This is a genomic window from Massilia psychrophila, assembly GCF_002760665.1.
Taxonomy (GTDB): domain Bacteria; phylum Pseudomonadota; class Gammaproteobacteria; order Burkholderiales; family Burkholderiaceae_D; genus JAFCUW01.
Window position 1 is genome coordinate 91,803 of record NZ_PDOB01000016.1, and the last position, 9,527, is coordinate 101,329.

Sequence of the window (9,527 nt, forward strand, 5' to 3'; positions counted from 1 at the left end):
TCGAGGGCGACGTGGTGTTCGTCAACCGTCTCGCTTTTGGTCGAGATGCAGCCTACTTGATGTCGGCGTCGGCGTCGACGTCGACGTCGACATCGTGCTCGTGCACTTTGGAAGCCATGGCGTCGAGCCGGCCGTACAAGCCGTACCTGCCGTTGCCCGGTCCGGCGCTGAAATACAGCGTGCCGACCGGATGTCTGGTCAGGCCATGGCCGAAGCCAATGGCCTTCAGGCCGTCGATGGCGATTGGCTGACCGTTGGCGCCGCGCAGGCGGCCGGCGAATTTGCCGCTGCCTGAGTCAAACGCATTGATGGCGCCGTTGCCGGCATTGGCCACCAGCAGGCGGTTGCCGAAACGCCCGAAGCCGGCCGGTGCCAGCGCCAGTCCCCACGGCTTGTCGAGCGGACCGTTCGAGACGAGGCGGCGCAGGAAGCGGCCATCCGGCGCGAACACGCTGACGAAGCCGCCGCCTGAAGCCGGGCCAACGCGGCCATCGCCCAAGGCCTCCTGTTTCGCGTACGTCACGTAAACGTTGCCATTGATCGCCTGGATGCCGAACGGCGCGTAGCCGGGCGCCTGTTGCGGGTCGACGAAGGGCCTGCCGGGCAGGACGATCCAGGCGAAGTTGGTGTCGAATACATCGACCCTGTTGTTACGGAAGTCGGCGGCGAACAGCAGTTGGCGGGCGCCGTCGGCGCCGATCGCCAGGCCCGTGTAGAGCGCGTTGCTCGAGTAAAACCGCGGGAACACGCGCACGGCATGTGTTGCGTCCACCGTCGGCGCCCACGCGGCAATGCTGCCGTCTGCGCAGGCGAAGATGAACTGGCTTGGCGCCGACTGCTTGCCCTGGCGCACGACGAATCCCGGGCCGCCGTTCCAGACGATGCCGGTCGGCTTGCCGCTGGCGGCCGTACTCCCCACGGCGGGCGGGATGGTGACCACCAAGGCTTGCGGATGGCCGTCGCCGTTGTACTGGGTCGATGCACCGGTATGGCGCTCCGACAGCCAGGCGAAGCCGAAGGGATTGAAGGCGAGGCCCCATGGGTCGACCAGGTTGGGGTCGACGTTTTCTGCCCTCGTCCGGGCATCCAGCACAACCGTGTTGGCGACCAGGTTGCGCTGCTGGTAGCGGGCGGTGTCGGCCAATGCCGGTGTAGTGGCGGCGGTGGCGGCGAGCGCCAGCGTGCAGGCGAGGCGGGCGGCGTGATGATGGCGAAACGTGTTCATGGCGATTATCCTCACAATAAAAAAGGGAAAAGCGAAAGGAAAAAACGAAAATATTGACAAATACATCACCACAAATCGTGCCTGCTGCCGGGCGGCGGACCTTGAGGACGGCCAAACAAACCGGACTCGGCCATGAAATTAGGTGACCGCGTGAAGATATATTTGGAGGAAGTAACAAACGTCGATTGACGGTAGAATTCGGCCCGGTGTTTCGCACTGTGCGGCGCCACTATTTTTACAAGGCACTTGAACATGCAGCGAATGTTGACCGTAATACTCGCCTGTCTCGGCATGGTGGGCGCGCTGGCGATCGACACTTACCTGCCGTCGATTCCGGCGATCGGCCGCGAATTCAACGTCGGCCCGCTGGCGGTCCAGCAGACCCTGAGCGTCTTCCTGTTTGCGTTTGCCTTCATGATGCTGTTTTACGGCACCTTGTCCGATTCCTTCGGGCGCCGCCCGGTCATCATGGTGGCGCTGGCCGTCTATACGCTGGCGTCGCTGGGCGCTGCATTCGCGCCGAGCTTTGGCTGGTTGCTGGTGTTTCGCGCGCTGCAAGGCCTGGCGGCAGGCTCCGGCTCGGTGATCGGCGCGGCCATTGTGCAGGACCGCTTTTCCGGCGCGCAGGCGCAGAAGATGATGTCGCACATCATGATGGTGTTCGGCCTGGCGCCGGCCATTGCCCCGGTGGTGGGCGGCTGGCTGCACGTCCATTTCGGTTGGCGCTCGACGTTCTATTTTCTCGCGGCCTTCGGCGCGCTGATGTTTTTGCTGGCCTGGCGTGCCTTGCCGGAAAGCCTGGCCAAGGCCGACCGCCACCCCTTCCATCCGGTCGCGATCGCCGCCAATTATCTGAAGGTGATGCGCAACCCGCGCTTCGTGTTGCTGTCATTGACGGTCGGCATGGCCTTCGGCGGCCTGTCGCTGTATATCGGCTCGGCCGCCAACTTCGTGATGGAAATCCTGCAACTGCCGGAAACGGCGTTCGGCTGGTTGTTCATCCCGCTCATCAGCGGCATGGTGCTCGGCTCGGCATGGGGCGGCAAGGTTGCCGGAAGCCTCGCACCGAAGAAGATGAAATGGATCGGCTTTGGCATCATGGCGCTCGGGGCCGGGCTTGGCGTCGGCTACAACGCGCTGTTCGCCGCCGCGGTGCCGTGGGCGGTGTTGCCGCTGATGGTGTTCACGTTTGGCCTGGCGGCGGCGATTCCCGCCGTCCAGCTGAGCGCGTTTGCGCTGTTTCCAGACAACCGCGGGCTGTCGTCGTCGATGATGTCGTTCGTGCAAATGATCTGTTTTGCGATCGTCTCGGGCCTGGTGGCGCCCATGCTGTTCGGCAGCGCATTGAAGCTGGCCTGCGGCATGCTGGCCGGCCTGGTGCTCAGTTTTATCTGCTGGCGCCTGAGTGCGCTGGAACGGTTCTCGGCGCCGGTTGAGTTGGCAACTTCGGCGAGCAATTGAGGTCGTCCTCGCGAGCGAAGGCGACCTGCCGTTAGCGCGTGTGGGTCTTCATGGCAGCGGCCACTTCGCGCTTGCCGTCGCGCTCTTTTTCGGTAGCGCGCTTGTCGTGCTGTTTCTTGCCCTTGGCCAGGCCGATCTCGCATTTCACCCGGCCGCCCTTGAAGTGCAGGTTCAGCGGCACCAGGGTGAAGCCGGAACGCTCGATTTTGCCGATCAGCTTGTCCACTTCGGCGCGGTGCAGCAGCAACTTGCGCGTGCGCACCGCGTCGGGATGGCTAAACGACGAGGCGGTGGACAGCGCGCTGATGTGGGCGCCGAACAGGAACAGCTCGTCGCCGCGCACGACCACGTAAGCTTCCTTGATCTGCACGCGCGAATCGCGGATTGCCTTCACTTCCCATCCCTCGAGAACGATGCCGGCTTCGTACCGGTCCTCGATAAAATAGTCGTGAAAGGCTTTTCTGTTGTCTACAATGCTCATGAATTATAAAATGCGCGGGTCGGTTAAACTAGGGTGTCGCGCTGGGCGACACGCGGTACAGATGCAACATATCCAACATCATAGCAAATGGCAGACTCATGGCAGTAGTGCACAAGACAGTATTTCTCGGCTACAGCGCTGAACAGATGTTCGATCTGGTCGTTAAGGTCGATGATTATCCCAAATTTTTGCCCTGGTGCGGCGGCGTCAAGGTACTCGAACACGCCGGCGATAAGCTGGTCGCCTGCCTGGGCATCAATTTCCATGGCGTCAAGCAGAGCTTTACGACATCCAACGTCAACACCCGTCCGACCCGGATGACGATGAAGCTGGTGGACGGCCCGTTCAAGGTGATGGACGGCATCTGGACTTTCAAGGCACTCCGGGCCGACGCCTGCAAGGTCGAATTCGACCTGCACTACGAGTTTTCCAACATGTTCCTCGAGCAGCTGATCGGCCCGGTGTTCGGCATGATCGCCAACAGTATGGTCGATTCTTTCTGCAAGCGGGCGGAGACGGTGTATGGAAACTGACCTGGTGCACGTCAGCTTGTGCTACGCCACGCCGGACATCGAAATCCTGCGCGAATTGTCAGTCCCGCCCGGCACCACGATCGGCCAGGCAATCGCCGCCTTGGGTGCGCTGCCCGGGTTGCCGCAGCTCGACCTGGCGGCGCATCCGGTCGGCATATTCGGCAAACAAAGGCCGCTCGACACGGTACTGCGCGAACACGACCGGATCGAGCTGTACCGCCCGCTGGTGGCCGACCCGAAGGACAGCCGGCGCCGCCGCGCGGTAAAAAAGGGCGGCTGAATTATTTGCAGCCGGCCAGCAGCGTGTCGATCATTGTCGATTCCACCACCCGCTGTTCATCCGTCATGAAACCGCGCTCGCCGCTCTTGTCCCGGATGCCGATGCGCGCGCCCGAGTCGATCGACTGTTTCGCCGAGCGTGCCCGTTCGCAATTTTCAAGCTGCCCGGCCTTGGCGATGCGCTCGTCACTTTCCTTTTGTTCGCTTTCGCGCTTGTCCCTGGCGCGTTTGCGGTAGTCGGCGTTGCGCTCGGCCACGGTCGGCGCTGCCTGCTTCGGCTTGGCGTCCGCGGGCGCATCGCCGCCATCGGACGCCATAGTTCCGGCCGGCGCGGTTGCCAGGCCCATTGCCGCGCTCGCCACGCCGCGGGGCGCTTTCAGGATGTTTTTCAGCGGCACCGAGGCCGGCGGGGCGCGGTCGGAAAATTGTTTGATGCCTTTTTCGTCGATCCACATGTATTGCCCCTGTGCCAGCGTCGAGAGCACGAGCAAAGCGCCGGCGGCCAGCAGGCGCGCGCGAAGAAATCGGTTCATTGCTGGTTCCAGGTCAGTTGCCGTACGTCACTACGCCACGATTTTCGCCCGCTGTCAATCCACACCGCCGCGCAAAGGCCCGGCTGCCGGTCAATTTTGCGCCACGGCTGGGACGAGGGGGCGAAGTTTCTGTATAATTCACTTTTGCGCCAATAGGAAAATGCTATGCGTCTACTTCAAAAAGCACTCACGTTCGATGATGTGCTGCTCGTCCCGGCTTACTCAAACGTTCTTCCCGCCGACACCTCCCTCAAGACTCGCCTGACCCGCAATATCTCCTTGAATATTCCCTTGCTGTCGGCCGCGATGGATACCGTCACGGAAGCACGGCTGGCGATTGCAATGGCGCAAGAGGGCGGCATCGGCATCATCCACAAGAACCTGACGCCGAAAGAGCAGGCGCGCGAAGTGGTGCGCGTGAAGCGGTTTGAGGCAGGCGTGCTGCGCGACCCGATCACGATCCCGCCGGACATGAAAATCCGCGACGTCATCAAGCTGACCGAACAGTACGGCATCAGCGGCTTTCCTGTAGTCGAAGGCAAGACCGTGGTCGGCATCATCACCAACCGCGACCTGCGTTTCGAGGAAGAGCTCGATGCCGAGGCGCGCGCCAAGATGACCCCGCGCGAAAAGCTGGTGTATGTCAACGAACAGGCCGACACCACCGAGGCGAAGCGCTTGATGAACAAGCACCGCCTCGAGCGCGTGCTGGTCGTCAACGACGAGTTCGAGCTGCGCGGCCTGATCACGGTAAAAGACATCCAGAAGTCGCACGAGCACCCGTTCGCGTCGAAAGACGCGCAAGGAAAACTGCTGGTGGGCGCCGCGGTGGGTGTCAGCGAACGCGACGAAGAGCGCATCGACCTGCTGGTTGCGGCCGGTGTCGACGTGCTCGTGGTCGACACCGCCCACGGCCACTCCCAGGGCATCCTCGACCGGGTGCGCTGGATCAAGACCAAGTATCCGCAGGTCGACGTCATCGGCGGCAACATCGCCACTGCGGCGGCGGCATTGGCGCTGGTCGAATACGGCGCTGACGCCGTCAAGGTCGGCATCGGTCCCGGCTCGATCTGCACCACCCGCATCGTCGCCGGTGTCGGCGTGCCGCAAGTAACCGCGATTTCGAATGTCGCCGATGCACTCAAGGGTTCTGGCGTGCCGTGCATTGCCGATGGCGGCATTCGCTTTTCGGGCGACATCTCGAAGGCGCTGGCGGCGGGCGCATCGACCGTCATGATGGGCTCGATGTTCGCCGGCACTGAAGAGGCGCCGGGCGAAGTGATCCTGTACCAGGGCCGCAGCTACAAGTCGTACCGCGGCATGGGCAGCTTGGGCGCGATGGCCGACGGCTCGGCCGACCGCTACTTCCAGGACGCCAACGCCAAAGCCGAAAAATTCGTACCGGAAGGTATCGAAGGGCGGGTCGCCTACAAGGGCAGCGTGCTGGCGATCATCTACCAGATGGTCGGCGGCGTGCGCCAGTCGATGGGCTATTGCGGCTGCTCGACGATCGACGAACTGCGCGAGAAAGCCGAGTTTGTCGAGATCACCTCGGCCGGCATGCGCGAATCGCACGTCCACGACGTGCAGATCACGAAGGAAGCTCCGAACTACCGTTCCGAGTAAAAAATCCAGCGACGACGCGGCGACTTGTTCGCCGCGTTTGCATTGTCAGCCTCCTCAGTCTTACATTTGTCATTACCTATCTCCTCCCAATGCATTCAAAAATCCTCATTCTCGATTTCGGTTCCCAGGTCACCCAGCTGATCGCCCGCCGCGTGCGCGATTCCGGTGTGTTTTCCGAAGTGTTCCCGTACGACGTCAGCGACGAATTCGTGCGCAACTACGGCGCCGCCGGGGTGATTCTGTCGGGTAGCCACAGCTCCACCCTGGAGGGCGAATCGCCGCGCGCGCCGCAGGCGGTGTTTGAACTGGGCGTGCCGGTGCTGGGCATCTGCTACGGCATGCAGACCATGGCCGCCCAGCTGGGCGGCAAGGTCGAAAACGGCATGGTGCGCGAGTTCGGCTACGCCGAAGTGCGCGCGCGCAGTCATACGGCTCTGCTGAACGGCATCAACGACTTCGTCACCGACGAAGGCCACGGCATGCTGAGGGTATGGATGAGTCACGGCGACAAGGTGCTGGAGATGCCGCCCGGCTTCAAGCTGATGGGCAACACGCCAAGCTGCCCGATCGCCGCCATGGCCGACGAAGAGCGCCATTTCTACGGCATGCAATTTCACCCGGAAGTGACGCACACGGTGCAGGGCAAGGCGATGCTGGGCCGCTTCGTGCACGAGATCTGCGGCTGCAAGTCGGACTGGAACATGCCCGATTACATTACGGAAGCAATCGACAAGATCCGCGAGCAGGTCGGCAGCGACGAAGTGATTCTCGGCCTGTCGGGCGGCGTCGATTCGAGCGTCGCCGCGGCGCTGATCCACCGCGCCATCGGCAACCAGCTGACGTGCGTGTTCGTCGACCACGGCCTGCTGCGCCTGGACGAAGGCAAGATGGTGATGGACATGTTCGCCAAGAACCTCGGCGTCAAAGTCATCCGGGTCGACGCCGAAGCGCAGTTCCTCGGCCACCTGGCCGGCGTATCGGATCCGGAAGCGAAGCGCAAGATCATCGGCCGCGAATTCGTCGAGGTCTTCCAGGTCGAAGCGGACAAGCTGCCCAACGCGCGCTGGCTGGCGCAAGGCACGATCTACCCGGACGTGATCGAAAGCGCGGGCAAGGGCAAGAAGGGCCAGACCATCAAGAGTCACCACAACGTCGGTGGCCTGCCCGAAACGTTGAACCTGAAACTGCTGGAACCCTTGCGCGAACTGTTCAAGGACGAAGTGCGCAAACTCGGCGTCGCCCTTGGCCTGCCGCACGACATGGTGTATCGCCACCCGTTCCCAGGCCCGGGCCTTGGCGTGCGCATCCTCGGCGAAGTCAAAAAGGACTTTGCCGATCTGCTGCGGCGCGCCGATGCGATTTTCATTGAAGAGCTGCGCAACACCGTGTTCGAGGCCGCGCCGATCGAAGGCATCGATTCGGGCGAGCCGCCGCGCAACTGGTACGAAGCTACCAGCCAGGCCTTCGCCGTGTTTTTGCCGGTGAAATCGGTCGGCGTGATGGGCGACGGGCGCACCTACGAATACGTGGTGGCGCTGCGCGCGGTGCAGACGCTCGACTTCATGACGGCGCAATGGGCCCATTTGCCGCACGCGTTGCTGGGCAAGGTGTCGAACCGGATCATCAATGAGGTGCGGGGGATCAACCGGGTGGTGTACGACATTTCGGGGAAGCCGCCGGCGACGATCGAGTGGGAGTGAGGTCCGCGCTGGCAAGCTAAGTACCCGCAAAAAAATAAATGTGCATTTTGGCGTCCATAACCGCCGCGCTGCTGTGTTGGCCGCTGCTTGCAGTGCTCGCACTGCGGCTCACCGACCGCCTTGCATCGCATCCGGTTCTGTTTGCCAAAACCTCACATTTATTTCTCGACGAGTACTTAGCGCAACTGCTGGCAAGAACGAGGTCCAGCGGCCGCTGCCTCGTTGATCCGGCAGATCAAACGCCCCGCGCGGAGGCTTTCCGTCAGTTCAAGCTCAAGTCGATTAGCAGGTAGGCCCGTCGAGCGCAATGTTTCCCCAATCATCTCTGCCAGATCATGTTGCCGGAATTGCCGCGCTGACAGGTTCACAGCAAGGGATAGAGGGAGCAAACCAAGTTGGTCCCAGTATGCAATTTCAGCACACGCTGCCTGAATCACCCACGCGCCGACCGGCACGATCATTCCGGTATCTTCCAATGCAGATATGAAAAACCCCGGTGCAACCGTGCCCATCCCTGGGCGGCTCCACCGGATCAACGCTTCAACACCGGAAACAGCGCCTGTTCGAATGTTGATCTTGGGTTGGTAGTGCAGGGCAAATTCGCCGCGTTCGAGCGCATGCCGCAAGTCGGCTTCGAGCGCAAGTCGGGCCGCGACGGTGGCATTCATATCATCGCTGTAAAAGTTGTACGTGTTGCGGCCCAAGTCCTTCGAGCGATACATCGCCATGTCAGTATGGCGAATGAGGCCATCGAGGTCGGTGTCGTCTGCCGGGTAAAGCGATATGCCAATGCTGGTGGAGATGTAAATTTCCTGACCCGCATGAACGAAGGGCTCCGCCAGTTCCTTAAGAATTCGCTCGGCGATTTCGGCTGCCGCGCTCGCATGTTTAAGCCCTTCGACGATAATGGTGAACTCGTCACCGCCCAATCGCGACACCGTGGATGCTTCACCGTCACTGCGGGCGACTGTATCGACCTTCCTCAGTGTGGACGTGAGAAGCTTTGCCACATGGATCAGCAACAGGTCGCCGACTTCATGGCCGAGGCTGTCATTAACGACTTTGAATCGATCAAGGTCGAGAAACATCAAGCTCATTCCTTGATTGCCGCGCCGCGCGCGTTCCATCGCCCGTACCAGGCGGTCGCGGAAAAGAACGCGGTTGGGCAATCCTGTCAGGCTGTCGTAGTTGGCGAGGAAAGCCAGCCGGTCCTGCGTCTCCTTGCGCTCGGTGATGTCGCGGATAATTGCGATCATTTGCATTTCGCCCGTCAAGCGCGTCTCGCTCACCGTGATTTCGACGGCAGAGTCAGTTCCGTTATTGCGCAATGCTTGCGTTTCCCACAAACCAATCGCAAATGGAACCTCTGAATTGCGGCCTTCAGCGAAAGCGACAAGGTCTGCCAGATTGCGACCGATAATTGCCTGCGCTGGCTCACCGAAAATTTGTGCGCCAGCCGGGTTGCAGTTCAGGATAATCCCATTCTTTCTAAATGCAATAATACCTTCAATAGAGTGCTCGAAAACGATACTTAAATCCAACGTAACTATTCAGCCGCTATACAGCTGACTGAATAGGAGTGCCGGCGAAGGCCTGCTGCAGCACGGCAAGCATGTTGTGGCCTTGCTTGCGCAGGGTGTCGAGGCAGGAGCGAATGACGCAGAAATACTCGGCGCCATCAAGCGTGCG

9 protein-coding genes are annotated in these 9,527 nt (G+C 61.4%); 5 read left to right on the forward strand and 4 right to left on the reverse strand.

The window, feature by feature from the left end; translation table 11 throughout:
* Window positions 1–52 precede the first annotated feature (52 nt).
* A complete protein-coding gene (locus tag CR103_RS12025) occupies window positions 53–1,225 on the reverse strand; it encodes a TIGR03118 family protein (protein ID WP_099916215.1) in 1,173 nt (390 codons plus the stop codon).
* 252 nt (window positions 1,226–1,477) lie between these two features.
* Between CR103_RS12025 and CR103_RS12030 the strand changes: the two genes are divergently transcribed.
* On the forward strand, window positions 1,478–2,686 hold the full coding sequence (locus CR103_RS12030; RefSeq protein ID WP_099916216.1) for a multidrug effflux MFS transporter: 1,209 nt from the start codon (window positions 1,478–1,480) through the stop codon (window positions 2,684–2,686).
* Between the two features lie 31 nt (window positions 2,687–2,717).
* Here the strand turns inward: CR103_RS12030 and smpB are convergent, their stop codons facing one another.
* Window positions 2,718–3,167 (reverse strand): SsrA-binding protein SmpB, encoded by a 450-nt coding sequence (gene smpB / locus CR103_RS12035; RefSeq protein WP_099916217.1) that lies wholly within the window; start codon window positions 3,165–3,167, stop codon window positions 2,718–2,720.
* Window positions 3,168–3,265: 98 nt separating this feature from the next.
* Between smpB and CR103_RS12040 the strand changes: the two genes are divergently transcribed.
* Both CR103_RS12040 and CR103_RS12045 read left to right on the forward strand, forming a co-directional pair.
* A complete protein-coding gene (locus tag CR103_RS12040) occupies window positions 3,266–3,700 on the forward strand; it encodes a type II toxin-antitoxin system RatA family toxin (RefSeq protein WP_099916218.1) in 435 nt (144 codons plus the stop codon).
* A complete protein-coding gene (locus tag CR103_RS12045) occupies window positions 3,690–3,980 on the forward strand; it encodes an RnfH family protein (protein ID WP_099916219.1) in 291 nt (96 codons plus the stop codon). Before CR103_RS12040 ends, CR103_RS12045 begins: the two co-directional genes overlap by 11 nt.
* 1 nt (window position 3,981) lies before the next feature.
* Here the strand turns inward: CR103_RS12045 and CR103_RS12050 are convergent, their stop codons facing one another.
* Window positions 3,982–4,512: a DUF4124 domain-containing protein gene (locus CR103_RS12050; RefSeq protein WP_099916220.1), complete on the reverse strand. Its 531-nt coding sequence runs from the start codon at window positions 4,510–4,512 to the stop codon at window positions 3,982–3,984.
* A gap of 165 nt (window positions 4,513–4,677) precedes the next feature.
* Here CR103_RS12050 and guaB point away from each other — a divergent pair, with 165 nt between their 5' ends.
* The gene (guaB, locus tag CR103_RS12055) at window positions 4,678–6,138 is read left to right on the forward strand and encodes an IMP dehydrogenase (protein ID WP_099916221.1); all 1,461 of its coding nucleotides are present in this window, start codon (window positions 4,678–4,680) and stop codon (window positions 6,136–6,138) included.
* A gap of 89 nt (window positions 6,139–6,227) precedes the next feature.
* A complete protein-coding gene (gene guaA, locus CR103_RS12060) occupies window positions 6,228–7,838 on the forward strand; it encodes a glutamine-hydrolyzing GMP synthase (RefSeq protein WP_099916222.1) in 1,611 nt (536 codons plus the stop codon).
* 176 nt (window positions 7,839–8,014) lie between these two features.
* On the opposite strand, the gene CR103_RS12065 is transcribed toward guaA, so the two are convergent.
* Window positions 8,015–9,379, reverse strand: coding sequence for a putative bifunctional diguanylate cyclase/phosphodiesterase (locus tag CR103_RS12065; protein ID WP_099916223.1), 1,365 nt, complete (start codon window positions 9,377–9,379; stop codon window positions 8,015–8,017).
* Between the last annotated feature and the right edge of the window lie 148 nt (window positions 9,380–9,527).